26 protein-coding genes and 3 pseudogenes are annotated in these 25,756 nt (G+C 68.1%); 10 read left to right on the forward strand and 19 right to left on the reverse strand.

The genetic code is table 11. The features are described 5' to 3' along the window. Positions 1–108: 108 nt before the first annotated feature. The 3 genes from ACFXC1_RS45650 to ACFXC1_RS45660 form a co-directional block, all read right to left on the reverse strand. Positions 109–1,320 (reverse strand): ISAs1 family transposase, encoded by a 1,212-nt coding sequence (locus tag ACFXC1_RS45650; protein ID WP_381254870.1) that lies wholly within the window; start codon positions 1,318–1,320, stop codon positions 109–111. A gap of 216 nt (positions 1,321–1,536) precedes the next feature. After that, entirely contained in the window at positions 1,537–2,265 is a 729-nt protein-coding gene (locus tag ACFXC1_RS45655) for a DUF6193 family natural product biosynthesis protein (RefSeq protein ID WP_381254872.1), read from the reverse strand. A gap of 580 nt (positions 2,266–2,845) precedes the next feature. Continuing rightward, entirely contained in the window at positions 2,846–3,106 is a 261-nt protein-coding gene (locus ACFXC1_RS45660; protein ID WP_381254875.1) for a hypothetical protein, read from the reverse strand. 247 nt (positions 3,107–3,353) lie between these two features. On the opposite strand from ACFXC1_RS45660, the gene ACFXC1_RS45665 reads away from it, so the two are divergent. Continuing rightward, complete coding sequence (locus ACFXC1_RS45665) at positions 3,354–3,974, forward strand: SMI1/KNR4 family protein (RefSeq protein ID WP_381254877.1); 621 nt, start codon at positions 3,354–3,356, stop codon at positions 3,972–3,974. A 473-nt stretch (positions 3,975–4,447) separates the two neighbouring features. On the opposite strand, the gene ACFXC1_RS45670 is transcribed toward ACFXC1_RS45665, so the two are convergent. From ACFXC1_RS45670 to ACFXC1_RS45705, 8 genes are all read right to left on the reverse strand, one after another. Beyond that, positions 4,448–4,660, reverse strand: a complete 213-nt coding sequence (locus ACFXC1_RS45670; RefSeq protein ID WP_381254879.1) for a hypothetical protein — start codon at positions 4,658–4,660, stop codon at positions 4,448–4,450. Between the two features lie 94 nt (positions 4,661–4,754). Next, on the reverse strand, positions 4,755–5,216 hold the full coding sequence (locus ACFXC1_RS45675) for a suppressor of fused domain protein (protein ID WP_381254881.1): 462 nt from the start codon (positions 5,214–5,216) through the stop codon (positions 4,755–4,757). Continuing rightward, the gene (locus ACFXC1_RS45680; protein WP_381254884.1) at positions 5,128–5,751 is read right to left on the reverse strand and encodes a class F sortase; all 624 of its coding nucleotides are present in this window, start codon (positions 5,749–5,751) and stop codon (positions 5,128–5,130) included. Before ACFXC1_RS45680 ends, ACFXC1_RS45675 begins: the two co-directional genes overlap by 89 nt. Positions 5,752–5,852: 101 nt before the next feature. Then, on the reverse strand, positions 5,853–6,218 hold the full coding sequence (locus ACFXC1_RS45685; RefSeq protein WP_381254886.1) for a sortase-dependent protein: 366 nt from the start codon (positions 6,216–6,218) through the stop codon (positions 5,853–5,855). A gap of 150 nt (positions 6,219–6,368) precedes the next feature. Next, positions 6,369–8,444, reverse strand: a complete 2,076-nt coding sequence (locus ACFXC1_RS45690; protein ID WP_381254889.1) for a sensor histidine kinase — start codon at positions 8,442–8,444, stop codon at positions 6,369–6,371. Next, the gene (locus tag ACFXC1_RS45695; RefSeq protein ID WP_381254891.1) at positions 8,431–9,195 is read right to left on the reverse strand and encodes a response regulator transcription factor; all 765 of its coding nucleotides are present in this window, start codon (positions 9,193–9,195) and stop codon (positions 8,431–8,433) included. The genes ACFXC1_RS45690 and ACFXC1_RS45695 overlap by 14 nt, the downstream gene beginning before the upstream one ends. 45 nt (positions 9,196–9,240) lie before the next feature. After that, positions 9,241–9,840 (reverse strand): glycoside hydrolase family 125 protein, encoded by a 600-nt coding sequence (locus ACFXC1_RS45700; protein ID WP_381254894.1) that lies wholly within the window; start codon positions 9,838–9,840, stop codon positions 9,241–9,243. Continuing rightward, the gene (locus ACFXC1_RS45705) at positions 9,834–10,091 is read right to left on the reverse strand and encodes a hypothetical protein (protein ID WP_381254896.1); all 258 of its coding nucleotides are present in this window, start codon (positions 10,089–10,091) and stop codon (positions 9,834–9,836) included. Before ACFXC1_RS45705 ends, ACFXC1_RS45700 begins: the two co-directional genes overlap by 7 nt. An 18-nt stretch (positions 10,092–10,109) precedes the next feature. On the opposite strand from ACFXC1_RS45705, the gene ACFXC1_RS45710 reads away from it, so the two are divergent. Then, positions 10,110–10,490 (forward strand): hypothetical protein, encoded by a 381-nt coding sequence (locus ACFXC1_RS45710; protein WP_381254898.1) that lies wholly within the window; start codon positions 10,110–10,112, stop codon positions 10,488–10,490. A 67-nt stretch (positions 10,491–10,557) separates the two neighbouring features. Here the strand turns inward: ACFXC1_RS45710 and ACFXC1_RS45715 are convergent, their stop codons facing one another. After that, the gene (locus tag ACFXC1_RS45715; RefSeq protein WP_381254900.1) at positions 10,558–10,806 is read right to left on the reverse strand and encodes a hypothetical protein; all 249 of its coding nucleotides are present in this window, start codon (positions 10,804–10,806) and stop codon (positions 10,558–10,560) included. 199 nt (positions 10,807–11,005) lie between these two features. Here ACFXC1_RS45715 and ACFXC1_RS45720 point away from each other — a divergent pair, with 199 nt between their 5' ends. Continuing rightward, the gene (locus tag ACFXC1_RS45720; protein WP_381254902.1) at positions 11,006–11,455 is read left to right on the forward strand and encodes a DUF5959 family protein; all 450 of its coding nucleotides are present in this window, start codon (positions 11,006–11,008) and stop codon (positions 11,453–11,455) included. On the opposite strand, the gene ACFXC1_RS45725 is transcribed toward ACFXC1_RS45720, so the two are convergent. The 4 genes from ACFXC1_RS45725 to ACFXC1_RS45740 all read right to left on the reverse strand — a co-directional run bounded on the left by ACFXC1_RS45725 (position 11,444) and on the right by ACFXC1_RS45740 (position 18,491). Further along, a protein-coding gene (locus ACFXC1_RS45725; RefSeq protein WP_381254904.1) for an IS5 family transposase occupies positions 11,444–12,273 on the reverse strand; the annotation gives its coding sequence in 2 pieces (ribosomal slippage) (positions 11,444–11,916 and positions 11,916–12,273; 831 coding nt in all). The genes ACFXC1_RS45720 and ACFXC1_RS45725 overlap by 12 nt on opposite strands. Positions 12,274–12,656: 383 nt before the next feature. Next, positions 12,657–15,599, reverse strand: a complete 2,943-nt coding sequence (locus ACFXC1_RS45730; protein ID WP_381254906.1) for a tetratricopeptide repeat protein — start codon at positions 15,597–15,599, stop codon at positions 12,657–12,659. 2 nt (positions 15,600–15,601) lie between these two features. Continuing rightward, on the reverse strand, positions 15,602–17,446 hold the full coding sequence (locus ACFXC1_RS45735) for an HSP90 family protein (protein ID WP_381254908.1): 1,845 nt from the start codon (positions 17,444–17,446) through the stop codon (positions 15,602–15,604). Between the two features lie 58 nt (positions 17,447–17,504). Then, entirely contained in the window at positions 17,505–18,491 is a 987-nt protein-coding gene (locus ACFXC1_RS45740; RefSeq protein ID WP_381254911.1) for a hypothetical protein, read from the reverse strand. A gap of 550 nt (positions 18,492–19,041) precedes the next feature. Between ACFXC1_RS45740 and ACFXC1_RS45745 the strand changes: the two genes are divergently transcribed. From ACFXC1_RS45745 to ACFXC1_RS45765, 6 genes and pseudogenes are all read left to right on the forward strand, one after another. Continuing rightward, the gene (locus ACFXC1_RS45745; protein WP_381254914.1) at positions 19,042–19,173 is read left to right on the forward strand and encodes a hypothetical protein; all 132 of its coding nucleotides are present in this window, start codon (positions 19,042–19,044) and stop codon (positions 19,171–19,173) included. 64 nt (positions 19,174–19,237) lie between these two features. Beyond that, the gene (locus tag ACFXC1_RS45750) at positions 19,238–19,537 is read left to right on the forward strand and encodes a transposase (RefSeq protein WP_381254915.1); all 300 of its coding nucleotides are present in this window, start codon (positions 19,238–19,240) and stop codon (positions 19,535–19,537) included. Beyond that, on the forward strand, positions 19,534–20,421 hold the full coding sequence (locus ACFXC1_RS45755) for an IS3 family transposase (protein ID WP_381254918.1): 888 nt from the start codon (positions 19,534–19,536) through the stop codon (positions 20,419–20,421). Before ACFXC1_RS45750 ends, ACFXC1_RS45755 begins: the two co-directional genes overlap by 4 nt. 28 nt (positions 20,422–20,449) lie before the next feature. After that, a pseudogene (locus tag ACFXC1_RS51255) lies at positions 20,450–20,766 on the forward strand (hypothetical protein); the annotation flags it as partial. A 520-nt stretch (positions 20,767–21,286) separates the two neighbouring features. After that, positions 21,287–21,952, forward strand: a complete 666-nt coding sequence (locus tag ACFXC1_RS45760) for a hemerythrin domain-containing protein (RefSeq protein WP_381254920.1) — start codon at positions 21,287–21,289, stop codon at positions 21,950–21,952. Positions 21,953–22,224: 272 nt separating this feature from the next. After that, positions 22,225–22,540: pseudogene (locus ACFXC1_RS45765) on the forward strand (ISAs1 family transposase); the annotation flags it as partial. Positions 22,541–22,936: 396 nt separating this feature from the next. Here the strand turns inward: ACFXC1_RS45765 and ACFXC1_RS45770 are convergent. From ACFXC1_RS45770 to ACFXC1_RS45780, 3 genes are all read right to left on the reverse strand, one after another. After that, positions 22,937–23,563, reverse strand: a complete 627-nt coding sequence (locus ACFXC1_RS45770) for a transposase (RefSeq protein ID WP_381254923.1) — start codon at positions 23,561–23,563, stop codon at positions 22,937–22,939. 292 nt (positions 23,564–23,855) lie between these two features. Beyond that, positions 23,856–24,239 (reverse strand): hypothetical protein, encoded by a 384-nt coding sequence (locus ACFXC1_RS45775; protein WP_381254925.1) that lies wholly within the window; start codon positions 24,237–24,239, stop codon positions 23,856–23,858. Between the two features lie 88 nt (positions 24,240–24,327). Then, positions 24,328–25,239 (reverse strand): helix-turn-helix transcriptional regulator, encoded by a 912-nt coding sequence (locus ACFXC1_RS45780; RefSeq protein ID WP_381254927.1) that lies wholly within the window; start codon positions 25,237–25,239, stop codon positions 24,328–24,330. Positions 25,240–25,325: 86 nt separating this feature from the next. Between ACFXC1_RS45780 and ACFXC1_RS51260 the strand changes: the two are divergent. After that, positions 25,326–25,604 (forward strand): annotated as a pseudogene (locus ACFXC1_RS51260) (IS5 family transposase); the annotation flags it as partial. Positions 25,605–25,756 lie beyond the last annotated feature (152 nt).

A 25,756-nucleotide genomic window follows, 5' to 3' on the forward strand; every position in this document is an offset into this window, starting at 1 on the left:
TCGCGCGGGTCATGCGGGAACGGCAGATCGCCGGGATAACGCGCCGGAAACCAAGGTCGCTGACGAAACCGGATCGCACGGCGCCACCGGCCCCCAGGGCGACGTCGTTCAGGCGATCTGTCCGCTTGAACACATGATGCCCAGCGTGTCGAGTGGGCGGTTCGGGTTCCGGGCGTGGTGGCGGAGGCTGGCTGCGATGTTGGTGTGGCCGGCGAGGCGGAGGGCTCCGACGGCGAGGTTGCGCAGGCCGGCCATGGTCCGGGGTGCGTTGCCGGTGCGGATGCGGGAGGCGTCTTCGGCCCAGGTCGTGTCGCGGACGTGGTGGATCTTGTTCTCGATGCCCCAGTGGTCGCGGACGCGTTGCGCGATCTCGGGGGCACCGGCCTGATCGGCCGTCAGGTCGGTGACGGCGTAGATCCGTTCAAGCGTGATCCTGCCGGTTGCGATGGTGCGACGCCGGCGCACGATCTGAACCGCTTGCGCGGCGTGTGGGAAGGCGAGGCCGCGGGTGACGGTGCAGGTCTTGACGCGCCGGATTTCGTCGCGGCCGTGCGCGGTGGCCCGGGTCTTGTCCAGCAGCGGTACGTCCCGCCAGGGCAAGTGCTTCAAGTGCTGGTGCAGCAGCGGCTGGTTGCCTTTGATCACCGCAATGTAGTGGGCCTTCTTGTCCTCCACCAGGAAGCGGGCATGGGCTGTCTGGGAGTGCAGGGCGTCGAAGGTGACCACGGTGTCGGCCAGATCGAGTCCCGCGAGCAGAGGCTGGAAGACGGTGATTTCGTTCGTCTTGCCGTCCACCTCGCGCTGGGCGGTGACCAGACCCGTACCGGTCATCGCGGCGAGCAGGTGGACCTGCGTGCCATCGGAGCGTCGGGCACCGCGTATCGTCTTGCCGTCCACGGCCAGTGAGCGGCGCTGGTCTGGTGTCCGGCGGTCCGAGTCCCGGGTGGCCAGCCAGACGCCGATCGCGGTGTCGAGGGCGTCACCGTCGACACGCTGGAGGACCCGGCGGATGGTGGCCTCGGCCGGAGCGGTGGGCCCAGTCGGCTCGCGGACCCGGCCGCCGAGCGCGGTGAGGACCGCGGGCGGCGCATCGGCAGCCCACTCGGTGATCGCGGACAGCGACATCGCCCCGGCCAGCACCGCGCACGTGGCGAGCGCGAGGACGAAGGCGAGGGGATAACGGCGTCCCTTGGCCCGGCGCGGATCGGGAACCGCCGCGAGACAGTCCAGCAGACCCAGGTGCTCCCCGGACTCAGCAGGCCGGACGGTGGCGAGCTGGCCCAGGCCAGCGGGGACAGGCGATGATGAACGGGCAGGCACGGTATTCCGTCGCGGTGATCAGGGACTCGACACCTCATGATCACCTGGAAGTCGTGCCTGCTTTCGTCTCACCGGATTTCCAAACTGCGCAGCCACGCTGACGACCTGTGACCAGTTGGATGTCCCCACCTGCGCCCATCTGGCGAAGAGTCATGTGGCCATGAAAGCGGTCACCGTCAGTAACTGAGTTCAGACTACTGATTCCCGATGCGGGCATCACGCAGGTGACTCGCCGTTTCCGGCGGCGGCCGGGCCGAGGGTCGGTGGGAGGTGGGCCACCGCCAAGTCGACAGCCTCGTCGGCTGTGGCAGCTTCGCCGAGGACACCCTCGTGAAGAAACCGCTGAACGCGGTAGGGGCGTCCGGCGTGGGACGGGACAATGGCCACCACCACAGGGGATCTGTGCCCGGTGTAGGCGCTGAACCCGAGCGTCCAGTGGCTGGACATCGGGGAGAGCTGCCGCAGGCGCGGTTCGGTCTGGGCAGCTTCCACGAGCAGGCCGAACTCCGGGAAGTGCGGCGCATCGGCGGCCTGTTCCCGCAGCAGACGCCAGCTCACGTCAACCGCTGCGGCCGGCCCGCGTTCGTGAGCCTCGGCAAGCTCGCTGAAGTGTAGAAACGGCAGTTTCGCGTGCAGTTCCCGCAGACTCTTGCCCTCCCCCCACGCCACGCCTGCCCGGACGACGTCAGCGAGATCAGGGGTTGCTCCGGTGATGAGTTCGATCCCCTGGCTCCAACCGGAAACACCGAACCAGCGCCTCTCGGCTCCGATGTGAACGGACAGTGGCCGACGTTCAGGAACCAAGGCCGCGATGCCCGCCGAAACGGTTGGTCCCCAGTCCCCGGGCACGGTCACGAGATCGACACCAAGGTCGGCCGCCACCTGGTCCAAGGCGGCGGCCAGGCTGCCCGCGGCGGCCAGGTCGGGATAGAGATCGGAGTTCACGGTCAAATTGTGCCTTCACCGCGCTCTGGCAAAGAACAGCAGTTGACGAACGAAGTGCCGCCGGGCGCCGAGGCGCACGGGGCCAAACGTCACTGCTCATGTCCGGCGTTCGCTGCTTGGGGAGTGCGACTAGCCACCAATGGGGACCGTGAGCGGAGAAGCCCTGGCCATACACGGAGAGAAGGTCTTGGCCACCGTTCAGACCTGAACCGACATCAACACGGACAGATCTCCTGAACGACGCCGCCCTGCCTGGGGTGATGACTGGCCGGGGTGGGAATCGCTCGACTATGTGGCATTGGAAACCCATGGCCTTGTGACCGGGAATCCCGACGAGTGCGGGGATGCTTTCTATGCGGCTGTGGAGACCCGGCGGGGTGAGCACGCGGTCAGCCAGGGCTTGGCCGGGAAGCGGTGGAGTGTTTGGGATGAAGACGAGGCAGCTCGCAGGCTGCCAAGGTTGAGCGTCATGTTCCCGCTCAGCGCCGACGCATGAGGCGCGACGAGTACGTGTTGTTGATGGAGCACGCCGATCCTTTGGCGTGCTCAAAGGGATGGCCCTTACGGAAGCGTGCGCAGGTCAGCCGTTATGCCCTTCGGTGAAGCTGCCCGTGGCCTCCCTGAGACGTTGCCGTGCTGCATCCAGACGTTCCGCATAGTCAGCGGCGAAGATCCCGGGAAGCGCTTTGTCCAACGTTCCCGCGATCTTGTGGATCGGGGCCCATGCGGCCGGATCGTCGACCAGACGACTGAGATCCGTCATCTGAACTCGCTCCAGCCAGTCCGAGAGGACGAGCGCCTCGTCGGAGGTGAGCTTGATCGTGATCTCAGTGTTGTCCACGAGTCGAACTTAACTAGAATAAACGGCCATCGGGATGGAAAATAGTGCGCGAAGCGGAGCATTTTAGTCTCTCGGGCATCCTGGCGGTGCGGAGAACCGCATGGGCCACAGGCGCTCGGGGTTGGGTGCCTGGGCCACCTTCCGTCCCCGGCTCGATCTGACAAGTATCCTAATCTTCCCACGCACATGGACAGTGCGATATGACAACGCGCAGCCGTGCGCTTGGGCGCGGAGAGGACTTACTTGCATGTCACAGGGAGACGACGCCGTCTCGGCATGGGAACGAATTGTCCGCTGGTTCACTGCAAACACCCCTGCTCACGCCGACGCATTGAACCCGCCTGCCACTGAAGAGCAGATCGCGCGGGCCGAGTCAAAGATGGGTGTAAGTCTGCCTGCCGAATTGCGGCAGCTCCTGATGGTAAACAATGGCAGCACGGCCAAGCATCGCTCTCTGACCGGAAATGCTTTCTATGATGCACGAGGCGGCGGCGATTATTCCCCTTTTCCTTCCGACTACGTCTTTTGCGACGTGGAGCTCATGTGCTCCCTGTATACGGGCAACAGGGCGGCGAGCATTTCCATGCAGGAACCGGGATCCCGCTATGAGCACTGGAAAGAGGGCTGGATTCCAGTGTTTCGAATGAAAGAGGTGCATGCCGGACTTTTCCTTGACATGTCCGTCGGGCAACTCCCTGCATCGCTGTACGAGTACGAGGAGGAAAGCTTTCCGGAGTTGGCTTTCCGATCCTTGGCTGACTACCTGAGCACGGTGGCAGATGCCCTGGACGGGATTCGCCGGTTCACGGTTATGGGCCGCCAGGCGCCGCACCTGCCTACGGTGCGCGAGGGACTGATCTGCTGGTAGGCGCACGCCCCGCATCAAGGCCAATGCGTTCTCGACGGCGGAGATAGCGGCAGCGAGCAGTTGGTGAGGCGGCCGCAGCAAACGGGCGCAGTCCTTGTTGGTGACGTGGAGTCAAAACTACGCGATAGCAAGGAGTCGTACCCCCGCATGGCACCGTGTCGGATCAATGACCTCATCACCCGTGCCAATACACTCAAAATGGCCGCTGAGCAGGTCGGTTTGACCGAGGCGCCGGAGGTGATGACGTTGCTGGACGTGTTGACGTGGTGGCCGGTCCGCGTGGCCGGCACGGCCGGACGAGTGGGGCCGCGCCAACGCCCGGCTGCTGGCCGCGCTCGGGGTGTCGTGGGGCCGGAGTGATGTGCTGCTGGTCATGACCGCCGTCGGCCGCGTGCGGGGCAAGGCGGACGGCGAGGCCCTCGCCTTCGACGGACGCCTTATAGCCGGACGCGTGTAGGCCGATCCGAGTCGGCTCAGGTCGGTGGTGAACTCCTTGTCGCACCTGCGAAGAAGTTCATGCAGGTCTTCCACCGGCCTTCGAGGGCCCGGATCAGCTTCTCGTCGACACCGGGGGCCCGCGCGAGCACGCGGCAGTCGGCACCGGCTCGGGACCCGCTGAAGCCGACCGCGACCCGGAATTGCCCGCACTGCCAGCAGCCGATCACGATCGTCGCGCTGCTGGACACCCCGGAAGCCGCCCGGCCAACCATGCCCCGTCACCGCACCGATGTCGTCCCACTGAGGCGGACGCCCTGAGCAGGCCCTCCAGCCGCCCCCGGTTCACAGATCGAGCTGGGGACGGTCGGGGTCGAGGAGATCGGGGTCCTGGCGAACCAGTGCTTCCTCGAATGCCTCCCAGCCCTTCTCGCGAATGAAGGCGGTCTCCTCAGCCGTGATGGGGATCAGCCAGACGATGGCGACATCACTGCCGTTCTCGACGGTGACCGAGAAGTCGTCGTCGAAGTAGACAGGCAGCCCTGCATAGAGCGAGGTCATGAGTCCACCGGGCAGCGGAGCGGGAAGCGGAACCACGTCACCGCGCATAATCGCCTGGCCGCTCGCCACCAACTGCCCGGCGACAGAACCGGCCGCTGACGATCGAGCCGCGGACGCTACTCGTGACGGCAGGGCGAAACGGGCACGCCTGCGGCCCTCAGCTGGCTGTCGCGTACACGATGAAGTTGTCGACAGGGTGTCCCTGCGCGTCGAAGTCGCCGTCGCACGTGATGAGCCGTAGAGCACGTTCCTGGGTCGGCCCGTAGACCTTCTCCGTCGGGAAGGCGTTCTTGGCGACGCTCTCCGTGGCCGTGACGGTGAAGTGGAGGGCCTTTCCCGTCTTGTCGGTGACGGTGATGTCCGCACCCTCCTTGATCTTCTTCAGGTCGTGGAAGACGGCCTTGCCGAAGCGGGTGTCGTTGTGGCCGATGATGACGGCCGCGCCAATCTCACCGGGCACCGCACCGCCCGTGTACCAGCCCGCGGTCATCCCCTTCCCGGCCGGCGGGACCTGGACCGTCCGGTCCGTGTTGAGGCCCAACTCCATCAGCGAACTGGTGATCCCCACGGAGGGAACGGCCACCTCGGCAGGGGCCGCCGCAGCACCGGCCGCAGGCCGCTCGGACTTCGGAGCGCCCGACGCGGCGGCGGGGGCGGTTGGGGCGACCCCGACCGTCGGGCCGGGGCCGGACGAACAGCCGGTGAGCAGGGTGACGAGGGTCAACAGGGTGAGGGTCGCGAGGCGGGCCCGGGACAGGGCCGGACGGTGTGCAGGGGGCAACTCGGGCTCCAGAACAGGGTGTGAGGGTTCGCCGGAACGCGCAGGGCGCCGCCTGGTGAAGGGCGGCGCCACCGTTTCGTACGAGAGGTCGTGCTGCCGGGTCAGCCTTCGCGGCGGGTGGTGGTGCGGCGGCGCAGTACGTAGGTGCCAGCGCCCGCGAGCAGCAGCGCGCCGGTGGCCGAACCGATGAGCGTGCCGGTGTTGTCGTCCTGGGCGGGGGCCTCGCCCGCGGCGACACCGCCACGCGGGTAGCCCTTGCCTCCGGTCTTCTGGGCTTCGGCGGCCTTCTTGGCCTCGGCCTCTTTGCTCGTCCTGGCGTCCTCGGCCTTCTTCTTCGCCAGGGCCTCCTTGTCGGACGAGGTCGGGTTGGTCGCGCCCGGCGTCGGAGTCGGGCCGGTGGCGAAGGCCGCGGTGGCCGGGACGAGCAGCGCGCCGGCCGCGACGCCGGTCAGGACAGCGATACGCATTGGGCGCAGGGTGAGACGGCGGGACATGTGAGGGCTCCAGTTCCAGCCCGGCTTGGTCGTTCCTGGTTGCCGATCCGCACCAGGTTCCGGGCATGGCCTCACCCTGACGGTCACTTGTGAGGAAACTGTCAGAGCGCTGTCGTCATCCCATCAGGGTCGACCGGGGCCCTCCGGCTTCCGTGACTCGGCTGTCGGCAGCCGCAGGGTGAAGGTGGCCCCCTCCCCCTCCGTGCTCGCCACGTCCACCGTGCCGCCGTGGGCCTCGGCGAGCTTGAGGACGATCGCCAGGCCGAGGCCGCTGCCGCCGGTGCTGCGATTGCGGGACTTCTCCGCCCGCCAGAAACGGTCGAACACGTACGGGAGGTCGCCCGCCGGAATGCCACTGCCGGTGTCGGACACCTCCACGGCGAGCTCGCCCCCCGGGTCGGTGACGTACCGGCGCAGGGTCACCGTGCCGCCGGCCGGGGTGTGGCGCACCGCGTTGGAGAGCAGGTTGCTGACGGTCTGCCGCAGCCGTACGGGGTCGGCGTCGAGGAGCGGTGGGTGAGGGGCGCCCGGCGGCGGTGTCAGGACCGTGAGGGTGACGCCCGCCGTCTCGGCCAACCCCTGGTGGGCTGCGGCGACCTGGCCGAGCAGCTCGTCGATCCGTACCGGCTTCCGGTGCAGCCGCAGGGCGCCCGCGTCGGCCGCGCCCAGGTCCTGGAGGTCGTTGATGAGGTGCTGGAGCTGCACCGCCTCCTCCAGGAGCGAGGAGACGAACGCAGGGTCCGGCACGGCCAGTCCGTCGTGGGCCGCCTCCAGCCAGCCCCGGATGTTGCTCAGCGGCGTTCGCAGCTCATGGGCGACATCGCTGACCATCACCTTGCGCTGCTCCTCCAGGCGGGCCCGGTGCGCGGCCATGTCGTTGAAGGCCGCCGTCAGCCGTCCGATCTCATTGTCGGAGCCGACGGGCACGGGCACCGCCGTCGCGTCCAGGCCCTCCCGCATGCGCTGGGCGGCGCCAGTGAGCGCGTGCAACGGGCGTACGAGCCTGGCTCCGGCGAGCACCGAGGCGCCGACGGTGAGGGCGAGGACCAGGGCGGTGACACCGGCGATGCGTGCGGTGTTGGCGCGGGAGAGGTCGAAGCCGGGCACGCCGGCGGCACCGGGGCCGTCGATGAACAGGAGCGCGGGCTCGGCGACATAGCCCGTGAGCTGTTCCCGGCGGGCGCTTTCGACACAGTTGGCCACGGCCCGGTCCCACGCGCTGTCGCGGATCTCGGCGGGGGCGTAGTCGAGTGCGCCGCCGGAAGCCGCTTTGCGTTCGGCCGTCGCGGCGGCCTCCGCCTTCTTGGCGGCCAGGGCCTTCGCCTCCTGATCGCTGAGGCCGTCCTCGGCGCCGGAGACCGCATCGTCCCGCCGGTATGCGTAACTCCGGTCCCAGGACAGGTCCAGGTTCAGTTTCACGGCGGTGCGACCCTGTCGTTTCAGACAGGCGTCAGCCAGTTGGTTGAGGGCGCTCAGGGCCTTCCGCTCGGTCGCGGTGGGACCGACCGGGTAGGACGCAAAGCACTTGGCCTCCATGTCACGGTCGGTGACGCTGCCGGTCCCTCCCTCGGTCTCGTCGCTCACGAACTGGACGCCGGGCCGTCCGCCCGGGCTCTCGACGACGTCGGCGGCGATACCCAACTGGCTGAGGCACTCCACCCTCCCCGCGGCGGCCTTCCGCAGTGCGTCGTGTTCCTTCGCGGGCAGCCGGAAGGGCCCCACGGCCCGTGGATCGACGCGGTCGGCGCCGGCCCTGGCCGCGTCGGGCACCAGCACGGTGTCGACGGAGCGTGGATCCACGACCGCCGAGGCCTGCTGAGCGAGCAGATCGTCGGACGAACCGCCGCCCGCTGAGCGCGAGTCCGCCGAGTCCACGATCGGGCGTCGGCCCGGCGTGGTGAGCACGATCCGGCGCCCGGACTCCTGGGCCAGATCTCGCACGGTGGTGTCGACGCCGTCCCAGTCGGGGTGGGTGGCCGCGTAGCCGAGGAGGGTGTTGTAGATCTTCGCGTCGGACTTGAGGTTCTGCCCCTGCTCCTGGCGGATCGCGACGGAGGTCGTCTGCACGGCCAGCCAGGCGGTCGCGGCGACCGAGCACGAGGCCACCAGCGCCGTCACGGTCAACAGCCGCCCCGCCAGGCTCTTGCGCAGCGGCAGCCGGGCGGCCCCCGCCGCACCTCCTCTGTCAGGACGACGCATGGCGCACGTTCTTCGCGGGGTCCGTGAGCTTGTAGCCGATGCCGAAGACGGTGATGAGGCGGGCCGGCCGTCGTGGGGCGCGCTCGATCTTCTTGCGCAGGTTCATGACGTGCACGTCGACTGTCCGGCCGCTGATGTACTTGTCGAAGCCGTGCAGCTCGTCCAGGAGCCGTGCCCTGGTGAAGACCCGGCCGGGCTCGGCCGCCATCGCCGCGAGGAGACGGAACTCACCGGGCGTGCACTCGACGGGTGTCCCGGCGACCGACACCTCGTGCCGCGAGGGATCGACCCTGAGCGCGCCGACCGTCAACACCTCGTCGTCCGGGGCCGCTTCGGGCTCCGAGGCGGGGGCGGGTACGGTCGCCGGAGCCGGGGCGGGGCCGCGCCGGTTGCGGCGAAGCAACGTCCTTACCCGGGCGGTGAGTTCACGCGGACTGAACGGCTTGGTCATGTAGTCGTCGGCGCCGAGGTCGAGGCCGAGCAGCAGATCGTCCTCGGTGCCGCGGGCCGTCAGCATCAGCACCGGCACCTCCCGGCGTTCGGCGCGCAGGATCCGTACGACGTCGAGACCGTCGGCCCCAGGCATCATCACGTCGAGGACGACCAGGTCGGGTTCCTGGTGCCGGACCGTCTCGAGAGCCGTCCGGCCGTCCCCGACGACCGTGACGGCGTGACCCTCGTGCGCCAGGTAACGGCGCACCAGTTCGGCCTGCTTCGCGTCGTCTTCGGCGACCACAATGTTTGCGCACACGCCGCAGATCGTAGCGACCGCCGGCCCGGGAGGTCGGAAGTGCCCTTACCGTGAGGGCGGTTCGGTGGTGGACGGGGCCGCCGTCGAGCCTCCCGTGAGGTCGAGGAGCAGCTCGGCGACGAGGGCGTCGCCCCACCCGAACCATGGGCGGGTGAAGGTCGCGGGGTCGTCGACGTGGAAGCTCTCGTACATGGAGCCGGCGCCCCCGTCGGTGCGTAGCAGCAGCTCCGCGAGGCGTGTCCGCTCGGCCTCGTCGTCGCTGGTCAGCGCCTGCCTGGTCAGGGAGAGCGGCCAGATGTGGTCGGGCGGGGTGTGCGGGCTGCCGATGCCGGACGCCGAACTGCCCGCGCAGTAGAAGGGGTTGGCGTCGCTGAGGACGAACTCGCGGGTGCGCAGGTAGAGCTGTTCGCCCGGGTCGCACCAGCCCAGGCAGGACAGCGAGAGGAGGCTCGGGCTGTTGGCGCCACCCATCAGCAACTGCCCGCCGAGACCGTCGACTTCGTACGCGTACACCGTCGGGTCTGCCCCTGCGGTCACCCCCTGCGTACGCACCCCGGTGGCGATCCCGGCCGAGAGGGCCGTGGCGTCGGCGGCGAGGCCGGGGTCACCGATCGCCGTCGCCAGCTCGGTGAGACCGCTCAGCACGGCGGCCCCGCAAACTTCAGCGTGTCAGATTCCTTGATCAGATTCCCTGGGCGGACGTCGAACAGCCACAGACTACCGTCGGGCAGCACCGCCACGAAGTCCGGAATGTGCCGACTGTGGCCCTTCCCGTGCTCGAAGTCCAGGCAGAACGGCTGCGGCAGCACATCCGATACTCCCAGGAAGTCCAGCGCAAGCAGCAGCCGCTGTTCCTCCAGCGACTCGAACCCGTGAAGACGCCCCGTGGACACCATGAACTGCAGCCCCGGACGGTGACGCTGACGAGCCCTCCATTGGGGGAACTCGAAAACTTCGACAACATGGTCAAGGCGTACGGCACCGCCGACGTGTACCCGGTCTACCGTCACCAGTCCGCTTACTCACACACCACAGGCGCGACCGCCGACGCATTCCTGATCATGGACAACGGAAAGCTGAAGTTCACCACCGAGCCCAAGGGCGGCGAGGCCGACATCACCGCGGAACGGTTATGGATACCTGTAGCCCTGCTCCAGGCAGCAGCGGCGATCAGTCCAACGCTCGCGGGTAACCCCATGAAGTCCACCATCGACAAGGCTCTGGGAGGTCTTGGCCTGCCGCACACACTCCTGAACCTTCAGCGCTCCCGCCCGTTGTGGCACCCGCGGACTTGAGCACGGGATGTGGCCCGAGCGGGCCGTGCAGAGCGCAGTCGGCACGGCCCGCGTCTCAAGTCCTGGGTCACTCAAGGCTGCTCCTGCGGGCGCGAGCGATCAGTGCGTCGCACAGAATGCTGTCGGGCGTGCGGGCCATGCGCAACAGTTCACGGATCACTTCGGCCTTGTCCCAGCGGATGCCGGTCTGGATCCTCAGCTCCAGGAGCCATCGGTCAATCTCGTGGGACTCGCTGGGGTCAAAGCGGACTGTAGTCGGGATGGCGCCCTCCGCCTTCGGGGCGGGCCGCGGAGCCGTGTCGTACGTCGTCGTCATGCCTGGCCCCACGAGAGTCCGTGCGGCAGGGCTTCTCCCGTCTCACCCTGCAATTCGAGTGGGGACGCCAGTGCGACGACGTTCCCTTCAGCAAGATGGTCTTGTTGGGCGCAGTTGCAGCTTGAGAACTCCTAACGAAATGAGTGGGCGCAGGTCCGGGTCACTGGTCAGCTGACCGGACGTGCGTCAAGATCGCTTCATGGTGATGGGAGGCGACTTGGGGACGGCAGCGCAGCTGAATCTGGCGCTGTTCTGTGACGACGAGGGCAACAGCGTTCGCATCACTGTGCTCGGCGCTCTGCAGGGTGTGGCTGGAGGGCTCGCCGCGGAGGTCGTCGTTGACACGCCATTCGTCGCCGGACGCGTGAATCTCTCGCTGTGGCGGTCACGGCTGACTTCGTGGGGCGAGGCCCTGGATCGTCTTGAGGCCGGAGAGGACATCGCCTGGTTGCATGTCCAGCGTGGACCGTCCATCTTCATCCATCTCAGCAGCGAGCGTGACTGTCCTGAGGTGGTGGTTGAAGACGATCTCGCCTCCATGGTGACCGTTCGGGTGCCGATTGACCTACCGGCCGACTGGATCGCGATCCACCGGCGCCTACTCGGCGCCGTACTCCGTGCTTGGGATGACCACTTGTCACCGGAGTGAGCAGAGCTTCCGCCAGCAGATGAGGGAGCATCCAAGGCTGAGGAAGGCCTCGTGAACGTCGTCGCGGATCTCCCAACGGATCCGCAGGCGACGGAACCAGTGCAGGTGAGCGAAGGTGCGCTCGACAACCCAACGTTGAGTTCCAAGTCCGGAGCCGTGTTCGGTGCCACGTCGCGCGATCAGTGGCTTCACGCCGAGCCCGCGGACGAGGTGGCGGTACTTGTCGTGGTCGTAGCCGCGGTCACCGAGCACAACGTCGGGACGACGCCGAGGCCGGCCGCGCTTGCCCCGCACGGGAGGCACTGTCTGGAGCAGTGGGATGAGCTGAGTGACGTCGTTGCGGTTGCCGCCAGTCAGAGTGACGGCGAGCGGGATGCCGGTGGCATCGGTAATCAAGTGGCGCTTGCTGCCCGTCCTGCCCCGGTCGACAGGGCTTCGTCCCGTCTTGGCGCCCCTTTTAACGCCCGGATATGAGAGCCGTCGACCGCCGCCCGGGAGAAGTCCAGGGCGTCCGAGCTACGGAGCTTGGCCAAGAGCGTTTCGTGGAGCCGAGGCCACACACCAGCCTCGGTCCACTCGGCCAGGCGCCGCCAGCACGTCATGCCTGAACCGAAGCCCAGCTCCTGCGGCAGGTGTTCCCACGCAATCCCGGTATGCAGCACGAACAGAATGCCCTGGAACACCAGCCGGTCCGGATGCCGCTTCCGCCCGGGATGGTGAGTGCGACGCTCGACTTTCGGCAGCAGCGGTTCGATCACCGCCCAGAGTTCGTCCTCGACATTCCACGGCTTCGGCCGAGCCACCTCACACCCCCGCATCAACGCACCCGAATCGATCCAACCACCCCGAAGATCATTTCGTTAGGAGTTCTTAGGGCTCGCAGAGAATCGACATGCGGGTTTGATCTTCATCGGCGGGTGTGTTCCGTAGCGGTCGAGGTGGGCGGCCACGTCAGTCGGGGTGCGGAATCCGGCGGTTGACGGGTAGATGGTGTGATCGTGCTTGGCCCAGGAGCGGGCGCGCTTCCTGGACGGCTCGTGTGAGAGTGCTTGACGGCAGCCGCCGTCGGCCACCCCACCAGACCACGGCTGAACGCCGGCATCACTCGCCGATATGCGAAACAGGTCCTCACGTCCATGCCCGACCGTTCCAGGTGGCCGGAGGGTCGGGCGGTGAGTGCGAAGTCGGCTGGCTCTGTGCGTCACCCCTCGTCGCGCAGCTGGGCCGCCAGCGACGTCAGCGGTCGGGCCTCCTCGGTGTGGCCCAGTGCCGTGAGGCGGGGCACTGCCTCGTTGAGCCGGGTCAGGGCCAGGGCGGAGCGTTTCAGGTAGATGCCCTCCACGACCGCTGCCAGACGGACGCACTCCGCCCACTCGTCGGCCCGGTCCTTGTCCGGTCCCGGTTCGCCCAGCAGGGTGAGTGCCTTCTCCAGGGCGGCGAGGGCGGCCTCGTACGTGCCGGCGTAGGCGTTGACCCGTCCGTACTCATAGGCCAGGGCACTGTCCAGTGAGCGGTGGTGCGACTCGTACCCCGCGGCACGGGCCTGGTCGGCGACTCGGCTCGCGTCGGCGAGAACGGTGAGGGCGTCGGCGAGGCCCTCGGAACCCTGCTGCTGGGCGTGGAGCCGGGCGAGTTCGCGCAGGCAGAAGCTGAGGTGCTCGTAGCGCGGCGCTCGGGCGTGGGCGGCGAGAGCCTGGTCCGCAGCCTGGCGGGCCCGCTCGAACTCGCCGGACTGCGCGAGGAGTACGGCGGTCTCCGCGGCGATGCCGACATGGCTCCCGAGGTCGTCGTCCCAGTCGGCCGACTCGGCCGCGAGGGCGGCGAACTCCGCCGTGGCGGCCTTGAGGTCGTCTCCCGCACGCAGTGCACGGGCGCGGGTCAGACGCAGCTGGGCGACGAGCCGGTCGCCCAACTCTCCTGCGGTGACGTCGGGTTCGGCGAGGAGGGAATCGAGCAGCGCGATGCAGTCCTCGACCCGGCCCAGGTCGAGGCTGAGCTGCGCGGCGTTGCTGTAGGTGCAGAACGCGTCGGTGCGGCTGCCGTGAGGCAGTGCCAGCTCCGCTGAGCGCGTCAGGTGCCGCAAGGCCTCGTCGGGGCGGCCCAGGTGCATGCAGACCTCGGCCAGTTCAGAGTGCAAGCGAGCGGTGTCGACGGCGTCGGCGGGCCATTCGGCGGCGAGTTGAAGCGCCTCGGCCAGGTCCGCGTGCGCGGCCTCCGCGTTCTTCAACGCGAACTGGATGCGGGCGCGGAGTCCGAGTGTGCGCGGCAGATGCCAGGCGGGGCCGTCCGCCCGGAGCCGGTCGCGGAGGGCATCGATCTCGGTGCCCGCGGCGGACAGGTCCCCAGAGAGGGCGTAGGTGCTGGTCCGCAGCAACCCGGCACCGGAGAGCTGCCCCGCGAAGTTGTGCCGCACGGCGAGCTCGCTGAGCAGATCCACCTCGGCATGGACCGGCGCGGCCTGCTCCTCGTCGCGCGTCGTCTGGAACCGCAGACCGAGCACTGTCGCCCGCAGCCTGAGCAACTGGGCTTCCTGGTACGGGGCGAGGCCGGACACCTCCTCGTGGAGGCGGACGATCGCGGCGTAGGCGTTGTTCAGCGCGGCGGTTGTCGCCTCGGCCGCGTCGGAGCTGTCGGTGCTCTGCGGGCCGACCTGGGCACCGGCGAGCAGGGCACGCGCGCGGGCGAGCGCCGCGTGGCCGGGCTCCATGGCGTCGTCGTACAGAACCGCAGCCTCCTCGTGGAGGGCGGCGGCGACGGCGAACTCGTCCTTGTGGCCAGCCGAGTTCGCCTCATCGGCCAGCAGGTCGGCGCGCAGCCTTACGAGCGGTCCCACGGCCGGGTCGTCGGGGTGGACGTAGCCGGGGGCGGCGACGAGCACGCGCAGCCGTGCCCAGCAGGCCGTCGCGTCCGGATGCCCTTGTTCGTCCAAGGCCCGTGACCGAGTGATGAGTTCGGGCAGTTCCTCGGGGACGGAAGGGGCCGTGCGGGCGGCGGCGGGTACGGCGGCCGGGACCACGTCGTCGAGGGCGCGGGAGCGCAGGGTCAGTTCGAGCGCCTCCAGGAGCGGGCCACGGTCGAGGCGGGCCCGGCGCCGGTCGGAGTGCGCCGTAGTGCCGTTGCGGGCGTCGAAACGGGCCGCGAGGTCGTCGGCACGGCCTCGCACCTCGGCGCGCAGAGCGGCGACCGTCCAGGTACGACCCGGGTATCCGGCGGCGGGCAGCTCGCCGTGGCCGAGGGATTCGACGCGTCGGAGGAGGACTTCGACGCCGGTGAGGAAAGCGAGCAGGTCCTGGGGCGAGTCGACGTCGTCGAACAGGTTCCGGTTCTCCGCGAGGAGTTCCAGGCCGCGAGCCTCGTTGCCGGTTAGCGCACAGAACTCCAGGTGCCGGCCGACCTCGCCGGACATCGAGGGGTTACGACGGCAGGCGCGGTACCCGGTGAGGTGCAGTGCGCGGGCCTCGTCGGTGCGGCCGGTGCGCAGCAGGGGAAGCAGCGCGTGCGACACGGAGCGGGCGGGCTCCTCCTGGCAGGACTCCTTTCCGGCCAGGACGGGCTCCCAGGCGCGTAGTGCCCGTTCGTCGTCGTCAGCGGCGAGGTGATACAGAGCGCGTTCGCAGATCTCGCAGGCCTCGCAGTCGCTGAGCCTGGTGCGGGGCCGTCCCGCCCAGAGCTCGAAGGCGAGAGCGCTGTCTTCGCCCGTGTGAGCGGCCAGCCGGTAGGCCTGTCCGTAGTAGGGCTGGAGTTCGAGACCGGCCTTCTCGTACCGGTCGCGCATCTCGGTCAGCCATTGGCGCACGCTCGTCAGGGGCATCTCCGGCAGTGCCACAAGGGCGTTGGCCACCCACTTGAAGCGCCAGAACAGCGTGTGGCGCAGCCGTTCGTCGAAGATGTCGGGCTGCTCGTCGAAAAGGGCGAGCAACCGGGCGAAGACGACGGGTGACTTCCGGGGTTCGGAACCGTAGGCGTACGCCTCCTGGAGCTCGAGGAGCGCGTGAACCAGCGGGACTGGCTCCGCGAACTGCTCGGCGGCCTCGGTGAGTTCCTCGGCGGTGACGGTGCGGCTACGGCCGTAGGGGCGCCGGTGGTTCTCCTGGAGCGCCCGGAACAGTTCGTCCGTGTTCTGCGGATGGGGTGCGGTGGGCATCGTCAGCTGTCCTTGCGGAGGGCGTGGGCGAGGAGGTTGAGGAAGGAGCGGTTGATCAAGCTCGACTCGGCGGGCCTGAGGGGTCGACGGGACAGCATCGCGGCCTGCCCGTAGAGGGCTTCGGCGCTGGTGCGGGCCAGTTCGGGTTCGTCGATGCCGACGGCGGTACGGACCAGCGGGTTGAGCTGGTTGAGGATCAGCTGGGCCCGAGGGGCCTCCTGGCGCAGATGCCCGAGGATGTCGCCCCAGACGCCGCCCTGTTGTTCGCGGGCGAGTTGGGAGCGGGTGCGCTCGTGCCTGGCCTCGCGGCTGTCGAGGAGGAGTGCGGGAGCCGAGGCGGGCTGGAACGTGCGCAGCGCGACGTCGCAGTCGAAGACGGCGAGGGCGTCGCGAGCCTGGGCCAGATAGGCCGCGGCGGCGAGTTCCGTCTCCCGGTCGACGGGGTCGAGATGGGCGGTGAGCGTGGCCGGGTCGAGATCGGCGACGCTCACCTCGTGCCTGATCTCCGGGAGCCGGTGGACCAGTTGACGGTCGTAGGTGTAGCCGCCGTTGACGACTCCGAGCCCGGCGGCCGAGGCGATCGCGGCCACCTGCCGGAATTCCTCCACGCTGGAGGTGACGAGCACGGTGCGGTGGGTGCGCGCGAACTCGTCGAGGGTGGCGTGTCCGTCTGTGGTCTCGAACGGCAGCCATGGCAGGAGCATCCGCAGGATCTCGTCGTCGTGCACGGCGAGGGACTTCACGGCCAGGTGATGCGCCTGGAGGAAGCGGGCGAGGAGCTCCGGGTCGCTGGCGGCGGTCCGGGCGATCCACGCGCGCAGCCGTTCGGCGAGGGCGTCACGGACAGCGTCGAGGGTGTCGTCCTCGTACAGGGCCTCGCGGGACGCGGTCGGGCGCAGGCTTTCGGCGTCGACGACACAGCGGACGAAGAACGCCCACTCGGGCAGGATCTCATCGGCCTGCTCGGACAGCAGCATGCCCTTGACGTGCACGCGGTGGCCGTGGCGGCGGCCGGCCGGTACTGCTTCGGGGAGCACGCACGCAATGCCCTTCAGACCCACGGCGGGCAGGTCCAGCTCGATGGTGTCCAGGGGTGTGAACCCGAAGGTCTCCTCGCCGTACGCGGCCAGCGCGCGGGAGCGCGCTCCGGGCGTCGGGTAGGTGCGCGCCCAGGGTGCGGGCTCGGGGTTGACGGTCGCGCCACCGCCGGTGCCCTCGTCGAAGGTCACAGGGTGGCGCAGCAAGGAGCCGAAGTGCCGGGCGAGCGCGTGTACTTGGGCCGGGCGGGTCCACTCGCCCGCGTCTGCGCGGGGAGCCAGGGTGACCGTGGTGCCGGGCCGTGGACGGGCGGATGCGGGCAGGGTGCGGACGGAGTAGCTGCCGTCGCCGCGTCCCCGCCACTCCACGGCCGGGGCATCGGGAGTGCGGGCGGAACGGCTGACGACATGGATCTCGTCGGCCACCAGGAAGCACGAGAGCAGCCCGATGCCGAACTGGCCGATGAAGTCCCCGCGTTGCTCAGCGATCCGGTCGGCGCGTTTGCTGCTGCGGCCGATCGTCGCGAGGAAGGTGTGCACATCGGCCTCGGTGAGACCGACGCCGTCGTCCTCGACACGCACCACCGAACCGTCGGCGTACAGACGGATGCCGAACGGGGCGCCGGGGGCGGCCGGTTCGAGTGCGTGCCGCGCGGTCAGCGCGTCCACCGCGTTCTGGAGGAGCTCACGCAGATAGACGCGGGGGCTTGAGTAAAGGTGGTGGGAGAGGAGATCGACGAGGCCGCGCAGATCCACCTGGAAGGTGCGGTCGGCGTCGGCCGGGCTCGAAGAGGCGTGGGGCAGAGTCATCGGGCAGTCCGGGGTGAGTGTTCGACGAGGGAGCGGTGCGGCGGGCCGGGTACCGGGATCAGGCGTTGCGACGGGCGCGGGCGTACATCTTTTCCGGCTCCGACATGTACCTCCACGGCCAGGAGGTGTAGGCGCCCCGAAGTTCGCGGAAGACGCGCGGCAACGCGATGCGTTCGGAGGCCAGAGACAGGGCCATGCCGAAGGTGTTGAAGTCCTCCTGCCAGCCGGGGCGTCGTACGTAGGCGGGGTGGAGGATGCTGTGCTCGGCCGCTTCCAGCAACTCGTCCTGGGTCTCCGGGGTGATGAGCGAGTTCATCCGGTCGGACTCGACCCACTCCTCGATGTGCGCGACGGCGATAACACAGCCGAGGCGATGGCCCGCAGGCGCCCGCGCGAACGCCTTTCGGGCAAACGCCAGGGCCTCACCCGGCTCCCCGCTCCAGCGGGGCTGCAACTGTGACACCCTCTCGATGTGGGTCTCCAGGTCCAGCGGGTCGCGGCGCAGGGCGGCGTCCAGCCGGGTCTCGCAGACGACGGGGCCCAGCGACATACCGCGGCCGGAAGTGAGCAAGTGACGCCACGGCGTGACCCATTCCGGCCGCGACTCCGCGCACTCCAACAGCTGCTCCTCGGCGATGCGGAGCCGCTGGTAGAAGACCTGCCACTGCTCCCGGCTGACATTCGCCGCGCTGGCGCGAGTGCGCGCCTCCCAGCCCCAGGCGACGTGCCGCGCCCCGGAGATCAGCAGGGCCGTCGCCCGGTGTTCCTTGTCGTCCTCCACGGCCCGGCCGATCCAGTCCTGCACACCGTTCAACTCGGCCAGCTGGCCGAGCACTTGGTGGTCCCGGCCGAGATCGAAGGGGGCCAGTGCCGCCTTGACCGCCGCCCAGTCACCCGCGCCGGCTGCCTCCACCAGGGCGAGCACTCGCGCGTCCCCGAGCGCGCGCAGCTTGTACATCCGGTTCGTCAGCCGGCGCCGCGCGGGCAGCGCGTGCGGATCCGCTGCCGGTCTCGCCCCACGCCTACCGAACAGCTTGTCCAACATGCCGTGCCCTCCCCAGGTCCCGCGTGATCGTTCGGTGCAGCATAAGTGCCCGCACCGACAGTGCTGCCACAGGGTTTTCACGGGTATGACCGGGGCCGACTTCTGCGCCCTGGGTGGTGCTCGACGGCTGGGGCACAGGAGAGGGGTGCTCAGGACGAGGGCACCGAAGCGGGCGCGTCCTTGGTGAACGCCGCGGCGGTTCTGCGGTGCACCGGGAGGACGGGCCCGGTCCCGAACACCCGGCGGGCCAGGCTCGGCAGCATGAACCGTCCGAGTCGCTCGAAGGTTGTGAACTCGCCGAGTACGTAGGCATAGGCGATCAGGAACGGCCGGGCGTTGAGGCCGATCTGCCCGCCCCATTGGCGCCGAACCTCGGTTCTGGCACAGATCTTGGGGAGCGGTAACGGAGCGTTACCTTGTTGTTCGATTGCGAGGAGATGGGTTCGCGTGAGACCGCGTACGCCTTGTCGTCCAGCAATCAGAATTGACGCCCCCTCAGGTCCCTGCCGCCCGCTGCTGCAGCCGGTTGTGGCCGGTGAGGGTGCTGGTCATGCAGACCGATGCACCGTTCTGGGACTCGCTGGTGTTCGACGGAATCGACGATGTGGATGTCGAGGCGGTCACAGCCTCGTTCGGCACGGTCGAGGTGACGGCGAGAGGCCACGCGGCCAGCTCTGCATGAAGCTTCCCCTTGATCGTGGACACCTGGAGACTGGGACCTGAGGTTCCAGAGGAAGTAGCACCAGGTGGGAAGCAAGTACACGAAGCGGTACACCGAGGAGTTCAAGCGGGACGCGATCGCGCTCGTCGACTCCTCGGGCAAGACGGTCACCGCCATCGCCCGGGAGCTCGGCATCAGCTCGGAGTCCCTGCGCGGCTGGTATCGCCAGGCCAAGGCAGACCAGGGCGGGGGCCGCCCTGGCGAGCTCACCACGCAGGAGCGCGAGGAGCTCAGGCGGCTGCGCAGGCAGAACGCCGAGCAGGCAAAGACGATCGAGGTCCTGCGAAAAGCCGCGGTCTTCTTCGCGAAAGAGAGCGATCGGTGAACGATACGTACGCGTTCATCGAGGCGGAGAAGACCACCCACGGCGTCGCTTTCCTCTGCAGGCTGCTGAAGGTGGCCCGCTCCTCTTTCTACGCCTGGCTCGCCGCGCAGAAGACCCGCGCCGCCCGCCAGGCCGCCGACGCGGCCCTGACCCACGAGATCACCGTCATCCACCTCGCCTCCCGTGGAACCTACGGCGTCCCGCGCGTCCATGCCGAACTGCGGCGTCTGGGACGGTCTGTGAACCACAAGCGCGTCGCCCGCCTGATGCGTGAGCACGGCATCCAGGGCGCCCACCGTCGCCGGCGCCGGTCGCTGACACGGCCGGACAAGAAGGCCAGGCCGGCCCCGGACCTGATCGGCCGCGACTTCCACGCCGACGTCCCCGGCACGAAGCTGGTCGGAGACATCACTTTCCTCCCGACGGCCGAGGGCTGGCTCTACCTCGCCTGCTGGCTGGACCTGGCCACGCGCGAAGTCGTCGGCTATGCCATGGCCGACCATCACCGGGCCGAATTCGTCGTGGATGCCCTCAACATGGCCCACGGCCGAGCCGGTCTGAAACCCGGCTGCGTCATACACAGTGATCGCGGAAGCGAGTACACGTCGGCCCAATTCCGCTACCACATAAGCGAGTTGGGGCTGCGGCAGAGCTGCGGACGCACCGGATCATGCTTCGACAACGCCGCCGCGGAAAGTTTCTGGGCCCTACTCAAAGAGGAAATCGGCACCCGAATCTGGCCCGACCGGGCCACCGCCCGCGCCGAGGTCTTCAACTTCGTCGAGACCTTCTACAACCGCCGCCGCCTGCGCAAGCACAAGACCTTCGGCTACCTCACCCCCGCCGAGACCAGGCAGCGGCATCAACACACCCTCGCGGCATAACCATCGAGTGTCCGAGATCACGGGCAAACTTCACAACTGTGCCTTCCCCTTCTGCTGGGACCAGTGGTTCGCCCCATCCGGACCCTTGGATGCCACCGAGCCGGACCCCTGCCCCGACCAGAGGGCAGAGCCGGGGCCCAGCCATACCCCACCAGCTACCACCGCCCCGCCGGCCCAGTGCCTCACGCGCGATCCGGTCCTGGCTCACCCCCGTCATCACCCTCACCCCGTGGTGGCGAGTCCGGACGGACACGGACCCGCCCTCCGAGTCCAGGCCTTGATCGCCGCGGTCAACACCAGACACAGCATTGCCCTCCACCTCCGGATTTAACGAACTACCGGTAGTACTGCCGTTACTACCCTCGCGACTGGCAGCTGCCGATTTACTGGAGGATGATCAGGCACGCAAAGGATCCGGCGAGTTCGCTGACCACGCGCGTCGGAATTTCGTGCCGCGAGATAGCGGTGCCGCCCTGCTTGCGGCTGGCCTCGGAGCACCGCAGAGCCCGAACCGGAGACCACCAAAAAGCCATCGCACAACCAAATTCGAGGCTTAGTAACTACAATGATCACGAAGCTCGCGCCTGCTCTGGCATGCACCCCGACCGGTCACGACCCGCCCAACCGCACGCCCCCGGAATTTGCAAATTCCCTGGCCCGACCGGCTACCTCACAGCATAAGACCCGCACACAAAAAGGTGCGATCAAGCATAACTCCACACGGAATTGAGTTAGTTACCACGGGCGCCGTTAGCATCTAAATCGCCGGGTTCACGCAGCTCGACTCAATCCATGTGCACCCTCTCAGTAAATCCCTCCCCTGGAAGAGCGACAGGCATTCATGAGTATGGCAACCGACGTTCCAATGGCCGACGTACGCGACATGTATGTCGCGCACACCGTGTTCCGCCGCGAGTTCGGCCTCACCCCGGGACTCATACGCGGTGTCAGCGACGGCGACACCACACGCTCCCAAATTGTGGCAGCGCATGTCGACATCGTCCTCGGGATGTTGCTGACCCACCACGAGGGCGAGGACCTGCTGGTGTGGCCCAGGCTGCTGGAGCGTGTCAGCGAGGAGATGGCTCCGGTGGTTCACCTGATGGAGGAGCACCACGGGAGGATGCACGCTCTTTGCGACGAACTGATCGCGCAGCTGAAGTCCTGGCGTTCCAACGCCCTCTCGGCCGAGGGTGAAACGGTCGCCACCACCTGCGAACGGCTCAACGAGGTCCTTTTCGAGCACATGGGCCTTGAGGAGGAGAAGATCCTGCCGCTCGCGGCGAAGTACATCACCGCCAAGGAGTGGCACGAGTTCGCCGAGCACGCTCTGGCCCAGACACCCAAGAAGAACCTGCCGCTGGGCCTCGGACTGGCGCTTTACGAAGGCGATCCCGAGGTCATGAAGGGCGTCCTGAAGGGCGCTCCTCTTCCCGTCCGTTTCATCATGCCCGTCATCAGCCGCCGCCTCTTCCGGTCTCATGCGAAAAAGGTGCACGGCACGCCTACCCCGCCCCGCGCGAGCGCCTGAGGTGAAGGACGAGCACGAGTTCTCCGACGCGGGCGGACTGCCGCCTGACGCTTCCGTCGGCCTGCGGCCCCGGCCCTGACCCGGGCTCCGCGACCATCTCGTCGCCGGACTGGATCTCCGTCATCGCCTCCCGGGTGATCCCCCAGGGCCCCGTCGAGTGCCCAGATCTTCCCGGCTTGGGGTGTTGATCTTGGTGGTGGGTTCCGGAAGCAGGCGAACACGGCGCCTGTGGATCATGTAGTTCTCTACGCTGCAAGATCCACGAAGGTGCCGTGTTCGTTCCTCCATCATCCCCTGTCGCTGTCCCATGCCTCATGCGCCCTGTCTGGAAGGCCTCGGCGAGGGTGCCGCCAAGGAGCAAGTCTGCTGCCTGGTCGCCGAGTTCGAGTCGGTCTGTGATCCGAGGGGGGCTTGCGGAGTGCGGTACCGGCTCTCCTCGCTGCTTGCCCTGGTGGTCTGCGCGATGACCCCGTCCGACCACGACCCGATCACCGCGGCGGCGAGTGGTGCCGGCGTGCGACGCCGGAGGAACTGGCCGCCCTCGGGCTGCCCTACCTCCCACTCCTTGGCCGCTACGGGGTGCCGGCTCCTCATCCTGTGTAGTCCGGGTCCGGTCCGAACCGTCCTCCCGGCTCTCGCAACGGTCACACCTTCCTTTCACGAACCCTCTCCAGGCCCTTCGACGCCACCTGCTTCAGCAGTTGTTCGCCATGCTGTTCGAGGCAGAAGCCCGTCCGCGCCGACTACCTCGACAGCGTCGTCTGGTACCACATCATCGGCGTGATCGCCGACCCGCACCTGATCCGGTCCGAGATCGACAAGCGGCTGGACCGCGCCCGCACCAGCGACCCCGCCACCCGCCAGCGCAGCCGACTCGAACTGGCCCTGGCCAAGGCCACGGAAACGATCACGCGCATGATCGAAGCGTTCCAGGAACAGCTAGTCACCCTCGATGAACTGCGGGCCAGGATGCCCGGCCTGCGGTCAGGCGTAGGCCTCGGCGAGGGTGACGGCACGCTGGTCGCGGACCTCCTCGGCGGTGCCGAAATGCACGCTGGCCGGTGTGTGCCAGCCGATGCCCGAATGACGGTGCTCGTGGTTGTAGTACGCGATGAACGCCTCGAACCACTCACGGGCATGGGCCGGCGAGTCGAACCGTTCGGGGTAGTCGGACATGTACTTCGTGGTCTTGAAGTGGGCCTCGCTGCAGGGGTTGTCGTTGGAGGTATTCGGCCGCGAGTGCGACCGGGTGACGCCGAGGTCGATCAGCAGCTGGGAGACCTTCTTGCTCGTCATCGAGGTGTCGCGGTCCGCGTGGACGGTCTCGGGCACGATGCCGTTGCGTGTGATGGTCTCGCGGATCAACTCCTCGGCCCGCAGCGCTGATTCGGCCCGCTCAACGGTGTGGCCGACGACGTAGCGGCTGAAGATGTCGATGATGACGTAGGCGTGATACCAGATGCCCTTGGCCGGTCCGGCCGCCTTGGTGATGTCCCAGGCGAACACCTGCGAGGGCCCGGTGGCGACCAGCACGGGCACCGTCTTCGCCGGGTGGGTGGCCTGGCGGCGGCGCTCGCCGGACTGCCCCTTCTCGCGCAGGATCCGGTACATCGTGGAGACGGAACAGCGGTAACGCCCGCATCCAGCTCGCGGGCCCAGATCTGCGCGGGCGGCATCTCGGCGTACTCGTCGCTGTTCATCATCTCCAGGACCGCCGCCCGCTCATCGGGTGTGAGAGATGAGGGCTGGACCTGCGGTTTTCTGGGTTTTCGCTCGGTCCGGGTCCGCAGCCGGCGGTAGTGGGTGGCCCGGGAGCCGCCGGTCAGCCGGCACGCGGCCGTGATGCCCAGTTCGCCCTGGACACCGGCGAACGCGTCGTCGACCACCGGTTCGGCGGCAGCGTTCAGTCCGCGCTCTCGGAGATCATTTCCAAGAGCGCGGAAGCTTTTCCCGTGACTTCCAACGCGGCCTGGTTCCGGGCCAGTTCCTTCTCCAGCCGTTCTACCTGGCGGCGCAGTTTCTCGTTCTCCGCCGCGGCGGCAGGCTTCTTCGGCCTCGCCGGACTGGTGCGCTGGTCGACCAGCTTCTCCAGGGCCCCGGCATCCCGCGCGGCCCGCCATTCCTTGACGTGCGAGTGGTACAGGCGCTCGCGGCGCAGGACTGCGCCCTTCTCGTTCTTCGGGGCGGCGTCGTACTCGGCCACGATCCGCAGCTTGTACTCGGGGCTGAAAGTGCGGCGCTTCGGCCGGGGAGCCGGGTCGGATCCGGCGGGCGTGGTGCTGGTCATGAGGGGGTGGTTCTCCTGTCGTGCCCTCTCAGGCTAACCCGACAAATCGGGATGTATCACCCAAGGCTGACAGGGAGGGGTAGTCGGGTCACAGTCCTCGATCAGGGCTGGAGACCTCTGGATCGGGGCGGGTCAGGCTGTTTCCCGGCAGATGACAGGCCGCACGTAGAGCATCCAGCTTCTCTGCGTCAGTGGTCTCGGCCGCAGCCGCACACGTGAGGATCCGGAGGTCGGTGCCGGCAGGCATCAGGACATCGACATCGAGGGTGATGTCACCCACCCGTGGATGTTCGATGGTCTTGCGGTCGCCGGCCCAGGGGGTGGCAGTGCCGTTGAACCACAGTCGGGTGAACGCTGGTTCCCGTCGAAGCATGCCTTCGACGAGTGAGGCAAGACGTTCATCCTGGGGATGGGCGGCCGCCGTCACACGCAGGTCGGCAACGAGGTCCTCCTCTTCCGCTTCGCTGCCTCTCCATGACCAGACGGGCCATGCCGCAATCGGGTCACGGTCTCGGTTGGCTCTCGTCTGGAACATCCCGGCGACGAGATTGCGTCCCTCCCAGCCGTACGCGCGGGGATCGCCGGCCGTGGCCGTCCACATCTTGTTCCAGCCGATGAGGGTCCAGTCAGCGGCGAAGATCCCGGCGGGAGTCGCTCCCAACTGATGGACCAGTCGCTGCACGCTCGCGGGTATGTGTCTGGAGACGTTCCCGGCGGAGGGCGGTGCGAGTTGGGCGCAGCGGAACAGATGGTCACGCTCGGACGGGTCGAGGCGCAGTGCTCTGGCCAGAGCGGTGACCACTTGGGCCGAGGGGTTGCGAGCGCGGCCCTGTTCCAGCAGCACCAGGTAGTCGACCGATATGCCTGCCAGACGGGCCAGTTCTTCACGACGCAGTCCAGGGACGCGCCGCTCCCCGCCGGCCTCCAGGCCAATGTCCTGCGGTGACATGCGCTCACGCCAGCCGCGCAGAGTCATGCCAAAGTGATTCATCGTCGCCATGCGGACCATCGTCGTCCAGATGCCACGGACGACACGAAGCCTGTGTTGCCGCATAACGGATCTGTTACACGGAGTCGAGTCCTCACCGCCCGGGTCGGGTTACGGCGCGCCGTACGGCAGAGCGTCGCCGGACGCGTCGGAGCACCATTCCAGAGAAGCTCGATCAGATCGCCAACCGCAAGAAGCGCGGTTCTCGCGGCGGCCGTCCGCCGAAGTTCGACCCGGTCGACTACAAAGGACGCCACGCGGTGGAGGGCGGCATCAATCGCCTCAAAAGACACCGCGCGGTCGCCACGAGATACGACAAGCTTGCCGTCCGATACGAAGCGACCGTACTGGTCGCCGCCATCAACGAGTGGCTGTAGGAATCCGACGAAAGCCGAGGGCCGGTGGGGGCCCGCAAACCAGTCGAGAAAGCCTTTGCGGGCTGTCACCCTGGCCAGATGTTGCTCAAGCTGACCGGGTCCAGCCGGACGGGCAAGACCACGCTCCCCTTCGCCCTGGCCCTGCCCTTGGA

Origin of the sequence: Streptomyces hokutonensis (assembly GCF_042751305.1) — a bacterium.
In the GTDB taxonomy this organism is placed as follows: domain Bacteria; phylum Actinomycetota; class Actinomycetes; order Streptomycetales; family Streptomycetaceae; genus Streptomyces; species Streptomyces hokutonensis_A.

Bases quoted from the DNA above. Each gene is read 5' to 3' on its own strand.
- ACFXC1_RS45720 (WP_381254902.1), top strand. From the start codon at position 11,006: ATGGTGATGGGAGGCGACTTGGGGACGGCAGCGCAGCTGAATCTGGCG.
- ACFXC1_RS45715 (WP_381254900.1), bottom strand. From the start codon at position 10,806: ATGACGACGACGTACGACACGGCTCCGCGGCCCGCCCCGAAGGCGGAG.
- ACFXC1_RS45745 (WP_381254914.1), top strand. From the start codon at position 19,042: ATGCAGACCGATGCACCGTTCTGGGACTCGCTGGTGTTCGACGGAATC.
- ACFXC1_RS45780 (WP_381254927.1), bottom strand. From the start codon at position 25,239: ATGGCGACGATGAATCACTTTGGCATGACTCTGCGCGGCTGGCGTGAG.
- ACFXC1_RS45730 (WP_381254906.1), bottom strand. From the start codon at position 15,599: ATGCCCACCGCACCCCATCCGCAGAACACGGACGAACTGTTCCGGGCG.
- ACFXC1_RS45705 (WP_381254896.1), bottom strand. From the start codon at position 10,091: ATGGTGTCCACGGGGCGTCTTCACGGGTTCGAGTCGCTGGAGGAACAG.
- ACFXC1_RS45770 (WP_381254923.1), bottom strand. From the start codon at position 23,563: ATGTACCGGATCCTGCGCGAGAAGGGGCAGTCCGGCGAGCGCCGCCGC.
- ACFXC1_RS45760 (WP_381254920.1), top strand. From the start codon at position 21,287: ATGGCCGACGTACGCGACATGTATGTCGCGCACACCGTGTTCCGCCGC.
- ACFXC1_RS45690 (WP_381254889.1), bottom strand. From the start codon at position 8,444: ATGCGTCGTCCTGACAGAGGAGGTGCGGCGGGGGCCGCCCGGCTGCCG.
- ACFXC1_RS45685 (WP_381254886.1), bottom strand. From the start codon at position 6,218: ATGCGTATCGCTGTCCTGACCGGCGTCGCGGCCGGCGCGCTGCTCGTC.
- ACFXC1_RS45665 (WP_381254877.1), top strand. From the start codon at position 3,354: ATGTCACAGGGAGACGACGCCGTCTCGGCATGGGAACGAATTGTCCGC.
- ACFXC1_RS45735 (WP_381254908.1), bottom strand. From the start codon at position 17,446: ATGACTCTGCCCCACGCCTCTTCGAGCCCGGCCGACGCCGACCGCACC.
- ACFXC1_RS45740 (WP_381254911.1), bottom strand. From the start codon at position 18,491: ATGTTGGACAAGCTGTTCGGTAGGCGTGGGGCGAGACCGGCAGCGGAT.
- ACFXC1_RS45775 (WP_381254925.1), bottom strand. From the start codon at position 24,239: ATGACCAGCACCACGCCCGCCGGATCCGACCCGGCTCCCCGGCCGAAG.